15 protein-coding genes are annotated in these 15,772 nt (G+C 66.4%); 6 read left to right on the top strand and 9 right to left on the bottom strand.

Going from position 1 to position 15,772, the window contains the following annotated elements:
• Window positions 1-35: 35 nt before the first annotated feature.
• From fusA to rpsL, 3 genes are all read right to left on the bottom strand, one after another.
• Window positions 36-2,138, bottom strand: coding sequence for an elongation factor G (fusA, locus tag EV675_RS08005; protein WP_130356769.1), 2,103 nt, complete (start codon window positions 2,136-2,138; stop codon window positions 36-38).
• Between the two features lie 78 nt (window positions 2,139-2,216).
• Window positions 2,217-2,687 carry a 30S ribosomal protein S7 gene (gene rpsG / locus EV675_RS08000; RefSeq protein ID WP_087838326.1) on the bottom strand — a complete coding sequence of 157 codons (471 nt, stop codon included), beginning with the start codon at window positions 2,685-2,687 and terminating at the stop codon, window positions 2,217-2,219.
• Between the two features lie 152 nt (window positions 2,688-2,839).
• Window positions 2,840-3,217, bottom strand: coding sequence for a 30S ribosomal protein S12 (rpsL, locus tag EV675_RS07995; RefSeq protein ID WP_130356768.1), 378 nt, complete (start codon window positions 3,215-3,217; stop codon window positions 2,840-2,842).
• Between the two features lie 429 nt (window positions 3,218-3,646).
• On the opposite strand from rpsL, the gene EV675_RS07990 reads away from it, so the two are divergent.
• The 4 genes from EV675_RS07990 (at window position 3,647) to EV675_RS07975 (ending at window position 7,369) form a co-directional block, all read left to right on the top strand.
• Window positions 3,647-4,318, top strand: coding sequence for a TetR/AcrR family transcriptional regulator (locus tag EV675_RS07990; protein WP_242621357.1), 672 nt, complete (start codon window positions 3,647-3,649; stop codon window positions 4,316-4,318).
• Window positions 4,319-4,441: 123 nt separating this feature from the next.
• Window positions 4,442-5,485: an aromatic ring-hydroxylating oxygenase subunit alpha gene (locus EV675_RS07985; protein WP_165404497.1), complete on the top strand. Its 1,044-nt coding sequence runs from the start codon at window positions 4,442-4,444 to the stop codon at window positions 5,483-5,485.
• 38 nt (window positions 5,486-5,523) lie between these two features.
• Window positions 5,524-6,531, top strand: a complete 1,008-nt coding sequence (locus tag EV675_RS29680; protein ID WP_165404496.1) for an ABC transporter substrate-binding protein — start codon at window positions 5,524-5,526, stop codon at window positions 6,529-6,531.
• 22 nt (window positions 6,532-6,553) lie between these two features.
• A complete protein-coding gene (locus EV675_RS07975) occupies window positions 6,554-7,369 on the top strand; it encodes a TauD/TfdA dioxygenase family protein (protein WP_130356765.1) in 816 nt (271 codons plus the stop codon).
• A 24-nt stretch (window positions 7,370-7,393) separates the two neighbouring features.
• On the opposite strand, the gene EV675_RS07970 is transcribed toward EV675_RS07975, so the two are convergent.
• From EV675_RS07970 to EV675_RS07945, 6 genes are read right to left on the bottom strand one after another with little or no spacing between them, the layout of a single operon-like run.
• Entirely contained in the window at window positions 7,394-8,626 is a 1,233-nt protein-coding gene (locus tag EV675_RS07970; protein WP_130356764.1) for an NAD(P)/FAD-dependent oxidoreductase, read from the bottom strand.
• A gap of 40 nt (window positions 8,627-8,666) precedes the next feature.
• Window positions 8,667-9,410, bottom strand: coding sequence for an ABC transporter ATP-binding protein (locus EV675_RS07965; RefSeq protein ID WP_130356763.1), 744 nt, complete (start codon window positions 9,408-9,410; stop codon window positions 8,667-8,669).
• A complete protein-coding gene (locus tag EV675_RS07960) occupies window positions 9,403-10,152 on the bottom strand; it encodes an ABC transporter ATP-binding protein (RefSeq protein WP_130356762.1) in 750 nt (249 codons plus the stop codon). The genes EV675_RS07965 and EV675_RS07960 overlap by 8 nt, the downstream gene beginning before the upstream one ends.
• Window positions 10,145-11,185, bottom strand: coding sequence for a branched-chain amino acid ABC transporter permease (locus EV675_RS07955; RefSeq protein WP_130356761.1), 1,041 nt, complete (start codon window positions 11,183-11,185; stop codon window positions 10,145-10,147). The genes EV675_RS07960 and EV675_RS07955 overlap by 8 nt, the downstream gene beginning before the upstream one ends.
• Entirely contained in the window at window positions 11,182-12,102 is a 921-nt protein-coding gene (locus EV675_RS07950) for a branched-chain amino acid ABC transporter permease (protein WP_130356760.1), read from the bottom strand. The genes EV675_RS07955 and EV675_RS07950 overlap by 4 nt, the downstream gene beginning before the upstream one ends.
• Before the next feature lie 10 nt (window positions 12,103-12,112).
• Window positions 12,113-13,300 (bottom strand): ABC transporter substrate-binding protein, encoded by a 1,188-nt coding sequence (locus EV675_RS07945; RefSeq protein ID WP_130356759.1) that lies wholly within the window; start codon window positions 13,298-13,300, stop codon window positions 12,113-12,115.
• Window positions 13,301-13,483: 183 nt separating this feature from the next.
• Between EV675_RS07945 and EV675_RS07940 the strand changes: the two genes are divergently transcribed.
• Entirely contained in the window at window positions 13,484-13,954 is a 471-nt protein-coding gene (locus EV675_RS07940) for an RrF2 family transcriptional regulator (protein WP_130356758.1), read from the top strand.
• Between the two features lie 148 nt (window positions 13,955-14,102).
• Window positions 14,103-15,560, top strand: coding sequence for a catalase (locus EV675_RS07935; protein ID WP_130356757.1), 1,458 nt, complete (start codon window positions 14,103-14,105; stop codon window positions 15,558-15,560).
• Window positions 15,561-15,772 lie beyond the last annotated feature (212 nt).

Raw genomic sequence — 15,772 nt, 5'->3', positions numbered from 1 at the left:
GCCTGGAGATTTAACGATTACTTGCCTGTCGCCAATTACTTGGCGCGGGCGCTGATGATTGCGTCGGCGACGTTCTTCGGCGCTTCCGCGTAGTGCTTGAATTCCATCGTGTACGTCGCGCGACCCTGGGTCGCGGAACGCAGCGAGGTGGAATAACCGAACATCTCGGCCAGGGGAACCTCGGCCTTGATGACCTTGCCACCGCCGACCATGTCGTCCATGCCCTGGACCATGCCGCGCCGCGAGGACAGATCGCCCATCACGGTACCGGCATAGTCTTCCGGCGTCTCGACTTCCACGGCCATCATGGGCTCGAGCAGCACGGGGTTGGCCTTGCGCATGCCGTCCTTGAAGGCCATCGAGGCAGCCATCTTGAACGCGTTTTCGTTCGAGTCCACGTCGTGGTACGAACCGAAGAACAGCGTGACCTTGACGTCCACCACCGGATAACCGGCCATCACGCCCGCCTGCAGGGTGTCGATACAACCCTTTTCCACGGCCGGGATGAATTCACGGGGCACCACGCCGCCCTTGATCGCGTCGACGAACTCGAAGCCCTTGCCGGCTTCCTGGGGCTCGACCTTCAGCACCACGTGGCCGTACTGGCCGCGGCCGCCCGACTGCTTGACGAACTTGCCTTCGGACTCTTCGCAGACCTTGCGGATGGTTTCGCGGTAGGCCACCTGGGGCTTGCCGACGTTGGCGTCAACGCCGAATTCGCGCTTCATGCGGTCGACCAGGATTTCCAGGTGGAGCTCGCCCATGCCGGCAATGATGGTCTGGCCCGATTCTTCATCGGTGCGCACGCGGAACGACGGATCCTCGGCGGCCAGGCGGTTCAGGGCGATGCCCATCTTTTCCTGGTCGGCCTTGGTCTTGGGTTCGACGGCCTGCGCGATCACGGGCTCGGGGAACTCCATCTTTTCCAGCGTGACGATCGATTCCGGATCGCACAGCGTTTCGCCGGTCGTGACGTCCTTCAGGCCCACGGCCGCGGCGATGTCGCCCGCCAGCACTTCCTTGATTTCTTCACGCTGGTTGGCGTGCATCTGCAGGATACGGCCGACGCGCTCTTTCTTGCCCTTGATCGCGTTGTAGACGGTGTCGCCGGAGTTCAGCACGCCCGAATACACGCGGATGAAGGTCAGCTGGCCGACGAACGGGTCCGTCATCAGCTTGAACGCCAGCGCCGAGAACTTTTCCTTGTCGTCGGCCTTGCGGACCACCGGCTGGTCGTTCTCGTCGGTACCATCGACCGGGGGGATGTCGACCGGCGAGGGCAGGTAGTCGATGACCGCGTCCAGCATGGCCTGCACGCCCTTGTTCTTGAAGGCGGTGCCGCACAGCATGGGCTGGATCTCGCCGGCGATGGTGCGCTGGCGGATGGCGGACTTGATCTCGGCTTCCGACAGCTCGCCGGATTCCAGGTACTTGTTCATCAGCTCTTCGGACGACTCGGCAGCCGCCTCGACCAGCTTTTCGCGCCATTCGCTGCAGGTATCGGCCAACTCGGCGGGAATGTCGCCGTAGTCGAACTTGGTGCCCTGGGTGGCGTCATCCCACAGGATGGACTTCATCTTGACCAGGTCGACCACGCCCTTGAACGAGTCCTCGGCGCCGATCGGCACTTGCAGCGGAACCGGGTTGGCCTTCAGGCGCAGACGCATCTGCTCGTAGACCTTGAAGAAGTTCGCGCCGGTGCGGTCCATCTTGTTGACGAACGCGAGACGGGGCACGCCGTACTTGTTGGCCTGGCGCCAGACGGTTTCCGACTGGGGCTGCACGCCGCCCACGGCGCAATACACCATGCAGGCGCCGTCCAGCACGCGCATGGAGCGCTCGACTTCAATCGTGAAGTCCACGTGCCCCGGGGTGTCGATGATGTTGAAGCGATGCTCGGGATAATTGCCCGCCATGCCCTTCCAGAAGCAGGTGGTGGCAGCCGAGGTGATCGTGATGCCGCGTTCCTGCTCCTGCTCCATCCAGTCCATCGTGGCGGCGCCGTCGTGCACTTCGCCAAGCTTGTGGTTGACGCCCGTATAGAACAGGATACGTTCGGTGGTGGTGGTCTTCCCTGCGTCGATGTGCGCAGAGATGCCGATGTTGCGGTAGCGCTCGATCGGGGTCTTGCGGGCCATGATCGGATTTCCTTGGTGACTGGACTGGTTGGCCCGCGGCGATCGGCCGCGGGCCATTTGAGAAACGAAGAGTGCTGCTTACCAGCGGAAGTGGCTGAATGCCTTGTTGGCCTCGGCCATCTTGTGCGTGTCGTCGCGCTTCTTGACCGCGCCGCCGCGGCCTTCGGACGCATCCATCAGCTCGCCGGCCAGGCGCAGGTCCATGGACTTCTCGCCACGCTTCTTGGCGGCCTCGCGAACCCAACGCATAGCCAAGGCCAGGCGGCGCACGGGGCGCACTTCAACCGGCACTTGGTAGTTGGCGCCGCCAACCCGGCGGCTCTTGACCTCGACGATGGGCTTGACGTTGCCGATCGCCTGACCGAACACCTCGATGGGGTCCTTGCCGGTCTTGGTCTGGATTTGTTCGAGGGCGCCGTAAACGATCCGCTCTGCAACGGCCTTCTTGCCGGAGAGCATGACGACGTTCATGAATTTGGCGAGTTCAACGCTGCCGAACTTGGGATCGGGCAGGATTTCACGCTTGGGTACTTCGCGACGACGAGGCATTTCTACTTCCTATGTCTTCAGTTGAACCGTGGGCTTTCGCCTACGGCCGTGGCCTGTCATGCTGGGCTTGCGCCCCGACGGGCCCCTTACTCGCGCCGCCCCTGCAGGCCAGGGCGCGGCAACGCAACGGGTAAAGCGGCAGGACCTGGAGATCAGGCCTTCTTGGGGCGCTTGGCGCCGTACTTCGAGCGGGACTGCTTGCGATCCTTCACGCCTTGCAGGTCCAGCGAGCCGCGGACGATGTGGTAGCGCACACCCGGGAGATCCTTCACCCGGCCGCCGCGCACCAGAACCACCGAGTGCTCCTGCAGGTTGTGGCCTTCACCGCCGATGTACGAAATGACTTCGAAACCGTTGGTCAGGCGCACCTTGGCAACCTTACGCAGAGCCGAGTTCGGCTTCTTCGGGGTCGTGGTGTAGACACGGGTGCAGACGCCGCGACGCTGCGGGCTGCTTTCAAGAGCGGGCGACTTGCTCTTGGCGTGGCTGGATTCGCGCGGCTTGCGCACGAGTTGGCTGATAGTTGGCATAAGCCCTCTTCCGTAACCTTTTGGGGTCTTTTGGTTAGGTCTGCGGCCTACGTCACAAGGCCCAGACGTCTACAACAAGCCATCCGGCAGCGCGGCCCCGAGCAGGAAGCCGCAACCGGGGCGAACCGGAAGAGGAACATGCACGGGCCGCACGATCGTGCGGCATGAAAACCTGCTGGGGGAGGAACGCCGCGACGCGGCTCTTGAGAAAGGCAGTATTTGCGGGACATCCGAGCGATTGTGCCTGCCGGATATTGCAATTCTGCACATCAAAGAACGCGCGGCCCGGGCGAGCCGACTCCAGAGAGCTTGCCATAATAGCGTGCCCCGCGCGAGACTGTCAACGAAAGATGCGCTCTGGCGTACCGCGGCGTGCACAACGGGGCCCGGACTAGAATGGCGCGTCGCCACTCGCAGCCGGCCCGATCCATGCCCAGAACGAAAAAAGACGCCCCAGCCCCACGCGGCGCCGGCCGGCCCGTCGACAGCCAATCGGTAGGCCGGGATCGTATCATCGACTGCACCGTGGGCCTGCTCAAGCGCCGCACCCCGGAGGAGCTCACCATCCTGGAGATCGCCGCCGAAGCGGGGGTGAACCGGGCGCTGGTCCGCTATTACTTCGGCGATCTGCGGGGTTTGCTTCACGAAGTGACCGAATTCCTCATGCGCCAGTTGCAGGACCGCATGGAGCGGGCGCTGCGCCAGCCGGGATCCCTGCGCGAGCAGCTCAAGGCGCGCCTGGCGCTGCGCCTGGAGTTCATGCGACAGCATCCCCATTTCGAACGGCTGGCGCTGGCCGAGATCTACCACGCCCCTGCGAACGAGGACGGCGCGGACGCGCCGACGCCCATCCAGCGCGTCACCGCGCGCGGGCTGGAGATCACCGCCATGCTTTTCCCCGAAGGCGTGCCCCCGGCCGTCGATCCGCGTTTCGTGCACCTTATATTGATAGGCGTGCCGGCCTTCGTCTCGACCGCGCAGCCGCTCATCGAGACCCTGTTCGGAACCGGCCCCCAGGCCGAGACGATGATGGATGCCTACGTCGACTTCGTCGCCCGCATGCTGGAGGACCAGATCCGGCCTGCGCGAGGCTCCTTCTAGCGGGAACAGGACCTAGGGATTCCCCCGGCGTTGACGCCCCGTTCCGGCCGCCGTATCCTGACTTTAATTACCACTTATGGTAATTATTGATCGGCCGGACGGATGGGCCTCGTGGGGAATGACGTGGAATATCTGCGCAATGCCTGGTACGCGGCCGCGGCGGAGGCCGAGGTCACGCGTACGCCCCTGCGCCGGGTGCTCCTGGAAACGCCGGTAGTGTTGTTCCGCGGCCTGGACGGCGGCCCCGTCGCCCTGCAGGATCGCTGCGCGCACCGCTTCGCGCCGCTGTCCCGGGGCACCTTGCACGGCGACGAACTACAGTGCGGCTACCATGGGCTGCGCTACGACCGCACCGGCCGGTGCGTGCACAACCCTCACGGCCCGCAGATCCCCGCCCACGCCGGCATCCGCGCCTATCCGCTGGTGGCGCGCTACGGCTTCATCTGGCTGTGGGCGGGAGATCCGGCGCGTGCCGACGCCACGCTGCTGCCCGACCTGTCCCCGTTCGACCCGCGCCCGGGCTATCGGACGCAATGGGGCTACCTGCGCATCGAAGCCCATTACCAGCTCATCATCGACAACCTGCTCGATCTCAGCCACGTGGAGTACCTGCATCCCGCCTTCGCCACCGGCGGCGCCATCGGCAATACCCGCCACGAAGTCCTCGAGGCCGATGGCGTGGTCCATGCGAATCGCTGGAAGCCGGGCTGCACCGTCAGCCCGCTGCTGGGTCGGTGCTGGGGCAGGCCCGGCGCCACCGGCGACGTGCGGTCGTGCATACGCTGGCACCCTCCCGGCACCCTGTTCCTGGACGTCGGCGCCACCGAGGCCGGCGCCGACCCGCGCGATGGGGTCACCCTGTCGTTCCTGCACCTGCCCACGCCGGAAAACGGCACCCGCACTCATTATTTCTGGGCGGCAACGCGCCGCCACTCCCCGGACGACGACGAACTGACCGACTGGATACAAGCGACCACCGAACGTGCCTTCATGCTGGAAGACGAACCGATGATCGAAGCGCAGCAGAACAACCTCGGACCAGGCGCCGACATGGCGTCGCTGCATCCGGTCTACCTCGCTCCCGACCTGGCGCCGGTCAAGGCGCGCCGGATTCTCGCCCGCCTGATCGAAGCCGAGCGCAACGCCCAGCCGCCAGGCATCCGATAGCGCTCTTCCCTGCCGCTCATCTGAAGGAGTATTTCGCCATGCTTCCTCCCCGCTCATCGATGCTGCGCGCCGTCGGGTCGCTGGCCTGTTGCTGGGCGCTGGCCTGGCCCGGCGCCCAGGCCGCGGCCGCGCCCGAAGAGATTACGGTCCTGACCCCCGCCCCGCCCACGCTGCCCGGGTTCGCGCCATGGATACTGGCGCAGGCCCGCGGCTACTACCAGGCCCAGGGCCTGAAGGTGAACCTGATGGCGGCCAACGGCGGCGGCGTACAGGTGGCCAAGCAGGTAGGCGCCGGCATCGCCCTGGCGGGCAGCTCGGTAGGCGACGCCCCGCTGTTCCTGCGGCCCAACGGCATCCCCATCAAGGTCGTCGCCGTGCTGGGCGGCCATTCCCTGATGCGCGTCGTGGTCCACGAGGACGATGCCCGCATCAAGACCCCGGCGGACCTGCGCGGCAAGACGGTCACCGTCGGCTCGTATACCGACTCGATCTATTACAGCTTCCTGGGAATGCTCAAGCACTACGGCGTGGACAAGAGGGCCGTGAACGTCCAGGCCGCCGGCCCGACCGGCGTCTGGAAACTGTTCGCCACCCGCGAGGCCGACGCCATGGTCGCGACGCCCGACTGGGCCCTGGCGGCAATCAACGCGGGCGCCAAGGTGCGTATGTTCCATGGCGACCAGGTGTTTCCCGGCCTTCCCCAGGCCATCGTGGCCTCGGACGAAACGATACGCACCCGGCCCGACCTGGTCGAGAAAGTGGTCGGCGCCACGTTGAGAGCCATGCGCGAGATCATGCAGGACCCGGGCGCCGCCGTCGACGACTTCATCGCCGCCGTACCCGCCTACCGGGACAAACGCGACTACGTCGCGCAGATCATCGGCGCTTATGCCCGCGACGTCTATCCCGGGCAGGCCGTGCCCGGCAAGATGGACCCGGCCTTGCTGGGACGGCTGCAGGACTTCTATGTCAAAGAAGGCTTGCTGGCCAGGCGTGCGCCGCTGGAAGACTTCTATACCGACCGCTTCGTCGGCAAGACGCCATAGCGCCCCATCGTCCGGAGACATCATGCTGATCCGCCCCCTTACTCCGGCCATAGGCTCGGAAGTGCTGGACATCGACCTTGCCGACGCGGCCGAGGTCACCCGCCATGCCGACCGGCTGCGCGCCCTCCTGGCCGAACGCCAGGTCATCTTCTTCCGCGAGCAGCGGCTCTCGCCCGATGCCCAGGTGTTCTTCTCTCAGGTGTTCGGCAACGTCGAACCCGTATCCTCCACCTTCCCGTCGCACCCGGCCAACCCCTATGTGGAAATGCTCGTGACCCGCGGCAAGGAGACCGGCACCGATATCTGGCACGCCGATCTGACCTGGCAGCCCCGCCCGCCGGTGGCCGCCTGCCTGTACGCGGTGGAGGTGCCCGAGGTGGGCGGTGACACCATGTGGGCAAGCATGACCGCGGCGCACGACTCGCTGGACGAAGGACTGCGCCGCTACCTGGCCGGCATGACCGCCGTGCATCATTGGGAAGCCCCCGCGCTCGTGAACAACCTCAAGGGCAAGCCCGACGGCGACGAGCAATACCACGCCATGCGCCGCCGCTATCCTCCGGTGGACCAGCCGGTCTTTCTGCCTCATCCCGCCACCGGCAGGCGCGTCGTCTTCGTCAACAGTCTGTACACCACGCGCATCAACCAGATGGGGCACGACGACGGCGCGCACATGTTGTCCTTCCTGGCGGGCCTCGCCCGTGTGCCGGAATGGCAGGTGCGGTTCAACTGGCGCAAGGGCTCGGTGGCCGTGTGGGACAACCTTGCCACCCAGCACTATGCGGTCAACGACTACTACCCCTCGCCGCGGACCATGCACCGCGTATCGATCCGCTAACGCCGCGGACCGGCCCGCGCAGGCTCAGCTCCGGCCCCGCACTTCCGGCGGCTCCTGCACCTGGGGCGTGGCCGCCGCCAGGATCTCCACCCGCCTCCCGCTGCGCGGCGGATAGATGCGCTCACGGTTGATGGTCCGCTTGGTCGCCTTGGCCGCTTCCCGTGTCGAGATGACCCGGCGGTCCCAGCCGCCGGTATAGACGGCACCCCACTCGCCCAGGTCCAGCACGGTCACGTACCAGTCGATGTACAGCGGCAGCATGGGCTCTCCGATCAGGTCCGCCGCGACGTTGTAGCCGGCGTAGCGGCCCATGGGCCTGCCATGCTGGCAGGACATGACCGAGGCATGTTCGCCATCGAGTACCGCGCGGGCGGCATCCCCGGCGGCGAACACGTGGGGCACCCCCCGCACGCGCATGAACTCGTCCACCTCCAGGCGACCGAGCCCGTCCCTTCCCACCGGAAAGGCATCGCCCAGGTCGCTGGCCCGCATGCCGGCGCACCAGACGACGGTCGCCGCCTCGATCCGCTCTCCGCCTGCCAGCGTCGCGCCACGTGCGTCCAGCGCCGCGATGGACACGCCTGTACGCATTTCCACGCCCTGGGCAGCCAGGGCTTCGGCAATGACGGGTCGCGCCTCATCGCCCATGTCCGGACCGATGAGGGGACTGGCATCGGCCAGGACGACCCGGGGTGCCGGCCGGTCGTGCGCCAGGGCCGACAGTTTCGCAAGCCTGGCCGGCAGTTCGGATGCCAGCTCGATCCCGGTCAGGCCCGCCCCGACGACCAGAACGCGCAACCGGTCAGGGTCCCGGCCGCCACGCGCCAGCGCATGCAGATGCGCATCGAGCCGCTTGGCGCCGTGATAGGTATCGATGTCGAAAGAATGCTCGGCCAGGCCGGGGATGGATGGCCGCTGCACCCGGCTGCCCAGCGCGTAGACGAGGCGGTCGTAGCCGACGGACACCACGCCCGCATCCGTGCGCACCTCGACCATGCGGCGCTCGGTATCGACGCCGGCGACCACGCCCTGGAGGCGCTCCACGCCTATCGGATCCAGCACCAGCGCGAACGGTACGATGGTCGCGTCGAGGTCCTCTTCATAATTGCGGACGCGGATGCTGTGGAAATCGTTCTGGTCGACCAGGGTCACACTCACGGCATCCGGCCCGATGCCATGTTCCTCCAGCTTCCTGGCGGCCCCTATCGCGCTCCACAACCCGGCGAAACCGCCGCCCAACACCACGATGCGTTTCATCTAGACAACTCCTTCGCTTTGAACATAACAGGCGGGCGCGCTACATGCCGATGTAGTCGCGCACCAACTCGGGCCGGTCTCGCAACGCTTGCGAGGAACCCCGCCACACGACGGCGCCCTTCTCGAGGATGTAGTGGCGGTCGGCCACCCGCATCAGCGGCCCCAGATTCTTGTCGATCACCAGCAGCGCGAGCCCGCGCCGCTTGAGCAGTTCGATGCAGCGCCAGATGTCGCCCCGGACCAGCGGCGCCAGCCCTTCGGTGGCCTCGTCCAGGATCAGCAGTTCCGGGGCCGTCATCAACGCGCGGCCGATGGCGAGCATCTGCTGCTCGCCACCGGACAGATGGCACCCCAGGTTCCGCTCGCGCTCGCGCAGCCGGGGAAACATGCCGTAGATATCGTCCAGGGACCAGCCGGCCCCCCGGCTTGGCGAGGGGCGCGCCGTAGCGAGCAGGTTCTCGCGCACCGTCAGGTTCGGAAAGACCCGCCGCCCCTCGGGCACCAGCCCCAGGCCGGCCCGCGCAATCTGGTGCGCAACCAGCGGCCGCAGGCTGCGGCCCCGCCATTCGACGTCGCCTCCCCGCAGGCGCAGCAGCCCCATGATGGACTTGACCGTAGTGGACTTGCCCATGCCATTGCGACCCAGCAAGGCGACGCATTCGCCGGCGTGGATCTCCAGATCGACGCCGAACAGCGCCTGGCTGGTCCCATACGCCGCCTCGACGCGCCTCAGGCTGAGCAGCGGCGCCGCCGTCCTCTCGTTGGACCGAACCCCTTCAGTCATTCCCATCTCCCAGATAGGCGGCGCGCACCTCGTCGTTGCCACGGATCTCCTCCGGCGTGCCGCAAGCGATGACGCGGCCGTAGGACAGCACGCTGATGCGGTCGGCCAGGGCAAAGACCGCGTCCATGTCATGCTCGACCAGCACGATGCTGTAGGCGCGCTTGAGCTCGCGCAGCAAATCCACGAGGCCTGCCGATTCCTGCCGGCTCATGCCCGCCATGGGCTCGTCCAGCAGCAGCACCTCGGGCCGCATCGCGAGCGCCATGGCAATCTCCAGCTGGCGCATCTCGCCATGGGCCAGCGCGCCCGCGGCACGGCCGGCCGCATACGCCAGGCCGACCCGCCCCAGCGCCGACCGGGCCGGACCGGCCAGGCCCGCGTCCCGGCGTACCGGCCGCCAGAACCGGAAACTGTGTCCCTGCCCGGCCTGCACCGCCAGCATGACGTTCTCCAGCACGGAGAATTCCCGGAACACCGACGTGATCTGATAGGAACGCCCCACCCCGGCCAGGGCCCTCCGGTAGACCGGCGCACGCGTGATGTCGCGGCCCTTCAGCCGGATCGTGCCGTCATCCGGCGCGATCTCGCCCGCCAACTGGTTGATGAGCGTGGTCTTGCCCGCGCCATTGGGGCCGATGACGGCATGCAGTTCACCCCGCTCCAGGGTCATGCAAAGCCCATCGGTCACTCTCAAGGCCCCGTAATGCTTGGCCAGCCCGCTTGCGTTCAGGATTTCAGCCATCGGAGCCCTCCCGCCCAGCCAGGGCACCGTACAGCCCGCGCCGCGCGAACAGCACCACGGCCACCACGAACACACCGAACACGCCCAGCCAATGGGTGCGGATCAGGTCCGCCGCCGCGCCCGGCAGTTCGAGCGGCATGCTGGACAGAAACTCCTCCAGCAGCACGAAGGCCGCCGCCCCCACGATCGGCCCCAGCAGCGTCGCCATGCCGCCCAGCACGCACATCAGCACCAGATCGCCCGACAGGGTCCAGCTCATGTAGGAAGGCGAGGCGAAGCGGGCCAGGTTGCCCAGCAGCACCCCCGCCACCACCACGATCATCGCCGACAGCACATAGGCGGCAAGCCGGTAGCGCAGGATGGGGAATCCCAGGGCCTGCATGCGACGCGGATTCTGGCGGCTGCCGCGCAGGACCATGCCGAAACGCGAACCGACCAGCCGGTGGCACAGGGCACAAGCCGCGGCCAGCACGGCCAGCACCAGCAGGTAGAACTGATAGGGATCGTCCAGCGACAGGCCGGGCACGCGGCTGTGCAGAGCGATGGTCAGCCCGTCGTCGCCGCCGTACTGCTTCAGGCTGATCGCCAGGAAATAGAACATCTGGGCGAAGGCCAGCGTGATCATGATGAACGCCATGCCGCTTGTCTTCAGGCAGATGAGCCCCACGACCAGCGCCACGGCCGCGCCGACGGCCAGCGCCACCGCCAGGTGGACCAGCCCCGAATCCACGCCGTGGGCCGACAGGATGCCGACCGAATAGGCGCCTATGCCCAGGTACATCGCATGGCCCAGGCTGACCATGCCGCCGTATCCCAGCACCAGGTTCAGGCCCACGGCCGCCAGCCCCAGGATCATGATGCGCGCGACCAGGCCGAGCCAGAACGGCTGGCCGAGCAGATGGGCAGCCACCGGAACGAGGCACAGTGCCAGGAAGACCGCGGCGGCGGGCGCGGCGCGCCGGATCGCCTTTGCGCCGGCCGCGATGTTCGTGACGCGCGGTGGCGCGTCCTTGGCATACAGGGTCGAACTCATGCGTGCCTCACTGGAAAGAGTCCGTGCGGGCGCATGGCCAGCACCAGCGCCATCAGCAGGTAGATGAGCATGGACGCGACCGCCGGCCCCGCGGCCTGGGCGAAGGCCTTGCTTGCCAGCGCATCGAACACCGCCGGCAGGAAAGCGCGCCCCAGCGTGTCGATCAGGCCGACCAGCAGCGCGCCGTAGAACGCCCCGCGTATGGAGCCGATGCCGCCGGTCACGATGACCACCAGGGTCAGCACCAGCACCGGTTCGCCCATGCCGGGCTGCACCGACAGAATGGGGCCGGCCATCACGCCCGCCAATCCGGCAAGCCCCGCTCCCACGCCGAAGATCAGCGCATTCAGCAGGCGGATGTTGACACCCATTGCGCCCACCATTTCCGCATCGGCGGCGCCGGCGCGTATCAACATGCCCACGCGCGTCCGGTTGATCAGGACATAGAGCGCGAGCCCCGCCGCCAGCCCCACCGCGATGATGGCGAACCGGTACGCGGGGTAGGGAAAGCCGAAAAGCTCCACCGTTCCGGACAGCGCCTGCGGCACGTTGATGTAGACCGGCGCCGGGCCCCAGGCGAAGCGCACGATTTCGTTGAAGACCAGGATCAGGCCGAACGTGGCCAGCACCTGGTCCAGGTGGTCGCGCGTGTACAGGCCCGCCAGCACCAGGCGGTCGACCGCGAGGCCGATCAGCATGGTGGCCGGCACGGACAGCAACAGCGCCAGCAGGAAGGAATCGAAAGCCCCCAGCATGGCCGCCGCCAGATAGGCGCCCATCATGTAGAGCGATCCGTGCGCGAGATTGACGAAGTTCATGACCCCGAACACCAGTGTGAGGCCGGCCGACATCAGGAACAGCAGGATGCCGAGTTGCAGGCCGTTCAGCACCTGGGTGGCGATGAGTTGAGCGTTCATGGCGTGGGCGTCATTCCATCGGGCATTCGGCGTGATAGGCGTCGCGGTGGTCCTTCAGCGGAGTCGCGATGGTCTTGAGCGTCACTCGGCCGCGCGCATCCTTCACCACTTCGAACACGTGCATGTCCTGGACGGGGAAGTTGTTGTTGCCGAACTTGAACGCGCCGCGCACCGACGGAAAGTCGGCCTGCCTGAGCGCCGCCATGAAGGCGCTCTTGTCCTCGACGCGGCCGCCCGTCTTCTTCAGCGCCGAATCCAGCAGTTGCGCGCCGTCATAGCTCTGCGCCGCGTAGTGGGAAGGAATCCGTCCGTACTTCTTCTCGAACCCGGCCACGAAGGCGCGATTGGCCTCGTTGTCCAGGTCCGGCCCCCAGGCGGTGCCGGTGATCACCCCCAGGGCGCTTTCGCGCTGGGCGGGAAGGTTGATGGCGTCGGTGGTGGACGCGGACAGCACCGGTATCCGGCCCAGCAGGCCCGCCTGCTGGTACTGGCGAAGGAAGTTCACGCCCAGCCCGCCGGGATAGAAGACGAACACGGCATCCGGCTTGCTGGCCGCGATCCGCGTCAGCTCGGCCGAGAAATCCTGCTGGCTGAGCGGGGTATAGATCTCGTCCAGCAGCGGCGCCTTGTAGTAGCGCTTGAAGCCGGTCACGAAATCGAAGCCCGACTGGTAGTTGGGCACCATGGTGATGACCCGCTTGTAGCCCCTGGACGCGGCATAGTGGCCCACGACCTCGGCCTGCTGGTCGTTCTGCCAGGACGTGCTGAAGAAATAGGGCGAGCAGGCCTTGCCGGCCAGCTGGCTGGGCCCGGCGTTGGTGCCGATCAGGAAGACCTTTTTCTGCGTGATGCGCGGATGCACTGCCAGCATGACGTTCGAGAACGTCACCCCGACGATGATGGGCACGTCGTCGCGCCCGGTCAGGCTCTCGACCAGTTGCACGCCCACCTCCGGCTTGAGCTGGCTGTCCGCCTTGACCACGCTGACCTGCCGGCCGCCCAGCTTGCCGCCGTTGCGGTCCAGATAAAGCATGAAGCCGTCGTACATGTCCTGGCCCAGCGCGGCCTGCGGCCCCGACAGTTCGGCCATGAAACCGATCTTCAGTTTCTCCTGCCCGGCCGCGTGCGCGGCGGCCAGGGTCGCCAGGGCCATGCAGGCCCCGATGCAGACGCCCATCAGGCGATGGTGCTTTTTCATGTCGTCTCCTTCCGCCCGCCTTGTCGCGAACGTTGTCGTTACCGGTCCGCGTCTCGTCGTTCCCGGCCATAATCTGGATATTTAATGACCAGATTTAGAAGCGGATTCTGGTCTCGTTCACGACGCTAGTCAATCACAATCTGGATGTGTATAGTCCGGATTATCCATTACGAGGCATGAGCCATGAGGATGAGCGAAGGCGTGGAATGGGGCCTGCATTGCTGCGTGGCCCTGGGCTGGATCGGGCAGGACGAGGTGGTCTCCACCGCCAGGCTGGCGGCCAAGTTCGGGCTGCCCGCCGCCTATCTGAACAAGTCGCTGCAGGCCCTTGTGCGCGCCGGCATCCTGGTGTCGTCGGCGGGGCCCAAGGGCGGTTTCCGGCTGGCCCGGGCGCCGGCGCGGATCACACTGCTGGAAGTGGTCGACGCCATCGAGGGCCAGGAGGCGGCTTTTCGCTGCACCGAGATCCGTCGCAACGGCGAAGGCGCCGCGCCGCCGGCCGAATGCCGCCGGCCCTGTGCCATCGCCTCGGCCATGCGCGGGGCCGAAGCCGCCTGGCGCAAGGAACTGTCGCGCCAGACGATCGCCATGGTGATGGACAAGGCGCCCCGCAGCGCGGCCGAACGCACGGTGCGCTGGCACGCCTTCGCCTGAAGCCCTTTAAGTTACTTTTTGATACACAAGGTCGGGCGGGCTTTGTGCGTTCCGTCGCAGCTTCTTGGCTAGGATGAGCCATCGTAGGGCAAAGACCGAAGAACGGTCTTTGGACACGACCCTCAACCCGCCCTTCAGGAGTCCGACGATGAGCGACAAGACCACCCTTCCCGGCCACAGCACAACCAGCGCAGGCGCCGCCGCGCCCAGCGACCGCAATTCGCTGACGGTGGGCAGCGACGGGCCGCTGGTCCTGCACGACGTGCATTTCCTCGAACAGATGGCGCACTTCAACCGGGAAAAGGTCCCCGAGCGCCAGCCCCACGCCAAGGGCTCGGGCGCCTTCGGCGTGTTCGAGACCACCGAGGACGTCTCCCGCTACACCAAGGCCGCCCTGTTCCAGAAGGGCTGTAAGACGGAAATGCTGGCCCGGTTCTCGACGGTGGCTGGCGAATCCGGCAGCCCGGACACCTGGCGCGACGTACGCGGCTTCTCGCTGAAGTTCTATACCAGCGCGGGCAACTACGATCTGGTCGGCAACAACACGCCCGTCTTCTTCGTGCGCGATCCGATGAAGTTCCCCCACTTCATCCGCAGCCAGAAGCGCCTGCCCGACTCGGGCCTGCGCGACGCCCACATGCAGTGGGACTTCTGGACGCACAATCCGGAATCCGCCCACCAGGTCACCTACCTGATGGGCGACCGCGGCATCCCGCAGTCCTGGCGCCACATGAACGGCTTCGGGTCGCACACCTATATGTGGGTGAACGCGGCGGGCGAGAAATTCTGGGTCAAGTACCACTTCCACAACCAGCAGGGCGAGAAGAACCTGACCAACGAGGAAGCCGCCCGCATCGCCGGCCAGGACGCCGACTACCACCGGCGCGACCTGTTCGAGGCGATCGCGCGCGGGGAACATCCCAAGTGGGTGATGTCGGTGCAGGTCATGCCCTACGCGGATGCCAAGACCTACCGCTTCAACCCCTTCGACCTGACCAAGGTATGGCCGCACAAGGACTACCCGCTGATCAAGGTCGGCGTGATGACGCTGAACCGCAATCCGGTCAACTTCTTCGCCGAGATCGAGCAGGCCGCCTTCTCGCCCGGCAACACCGTGCCCGGCATCGGCCTGTCGCCGGACAAGATGCTGCTGGGCCGCGCCTTCGCCTACAACGACGCGCACCGCGCCCGCATCGGCACCAACTTCCACCAGTTGCCCGTGAACCGTCCGAAGGTGCCTGTCAACACCTACATGTTCGACGGCCACATGGCCTATGAACATGCCGGCAATGCCGCCACCTACGCGCCCAATAGCGAAGGACGTGCCTGGGCGGACGGCGGCGCCGCGCCGGAGGAGAGCTGGGAGGTGGACACCAGCCTGGTGCGCGAAGCCTACAAGCTGCGCAAGGACGACGACGACTTCGGCCAGGCGGGCGCGCTGGTGCGCGACGTGTTCGACGATGCGCAGCGCCAGCGTCTGGTCGATACCGTGGTGGGCGCGCTGAAGTCCGGCGTGCGCTCGCCGGTGCTCGAGCGGGTGTTCGACTACTGGAAGCAGGTCGACGCCGACATCGGCCGCCGCATCGAGGCCCAGTACAAGGCATAAGTCCACGCGCCGGGAGCTTCGTCTCCCGGCCTTCCCCCATCTGGTCCGGAACTTGCAAGCAGACAGGTCGATGACCGGCCGGCACACGCATCCGGGGCACGCACTCCTCATCATTAGGTGATTCCCCCAATGAGCGGCCGGCCAAATACTCAGTACAGTGAGCATATTGTTCAGCCTACTGAGTAATTTGGTGCATCAAGGCACACCTCCGG

The organism is Pigmentiphaga kullae (assembly GCF_004216695.1).
Classification (GTDB): Bacteria; Pseudomonadota; Gammaproteobacteria; order Burkholderiales; family Burkholderiaceae_B; genus Pigmentiphaga; species Pigmentiphaga kullae.
The sequence above is the reverse complement of the archived record's forward strand: the minus strand, read 5'-3'. Positions and strand labels throughout refer to the sequence as shown.

Bases quoted from the DNA above. Each gene is read 5' to 3' on its own strand.
- rpsL (WP_130356768.1), bottom strand. From the start codon at position 3,217: ATGCCAACTATCAGCCAACTCGTGCGCAAGCCGCGCGAATCCAGCCAC.
- EV675_RS07965 (WP_130356763.1), bottom strand. From the start codon at position 9,410: ATGACTGAAGGGGTTCGGTCCAACGAGAGGACGGCGGCGCCGCTGCTC.
- EV675_RS07960 (WP_130356762.1), bottom strand. From the start codon at position 10,152: ATGGCTGAAATCCTGAACGCAAGCGGGCTGGCCAAGCATTACGGGGCC.
- fusA (WP_130356769.1), bottom strand. From the start codon at position 2,138: ATGGCCCGCAAGACCCCGATCGAGCGCTACCGCAACATCGGCATCTCT.
- EV675_RS07940 (WP_130356758.1), top strand. From the start codon at position 13,484: ATGAGGATGAGCGAAGGCGTGGAATGGGGCCTGCATTGCTGCGTGGCC.
- EV675_RS07970 (WP_130356764.1), bottom strand. From the start codon at position 8,626: ATGAAACGCATCGTGGTGTTGGGCGGCGGTTTCGCCGGGTTGTGGAGC.
- EV675_RS07990 (WP_242621357.1), top strand. From the start codon at position 3,647: ATGCCCAGAACGAAAAAAGACGCCCCAGCCCCACGCGGCGCCGGCCGG.
- EV675_RS29680 (WP_165404496.1), top strand. From the start codon at position 5,524: ATGCTTCCTCCCCGCTCATCGATGCTGCGCGCCGTCGGGTCGCTGGCC.
- rpsG (WP_087838326.1), bottom strand. From the start codon at position 2,687: ATGCCTCGTCGTCGCGAAGTACCCAAGCGTGAAATCCTGCCCGATCCC.
- EV675_RS07950 (WP_130356760.1), bottom strand. From the start codon at position 12,102: ATGAACGCTCAACTCATCGCCACCCAGGTGCTGAACGGCCTGCAACTC.
- EV675_RS07975 (WP_130356765.1), top strand. From the start codon at position 6,554: ATGCTGATCCGCCCCCTTACTCCGGCCATAGGCTCGGAAGTGCTGGAC.
- EV675_RS07955 (WP_130356761.1), bottom strand. From the start codon at position 11,185: ATGAGTTCGACCCTGTATGCCAAGGACGCGCCACCGCGCGTCACGAAC.
- EV675_RS07945 (WP_130356759.1), bottom strand. From the start codon at position 13,300: ATGAAAAAGCACCATCGCCTGATGGGCGTCTGCATCGGGGCCTGCATG.
- EV675_RS07935 (WP_130356757.1), top strand. From the start codon at position 14,103: ATGAGCGACAAGACCACCCTTCCCGGCCACAGCACAACCAGCGCAGGC.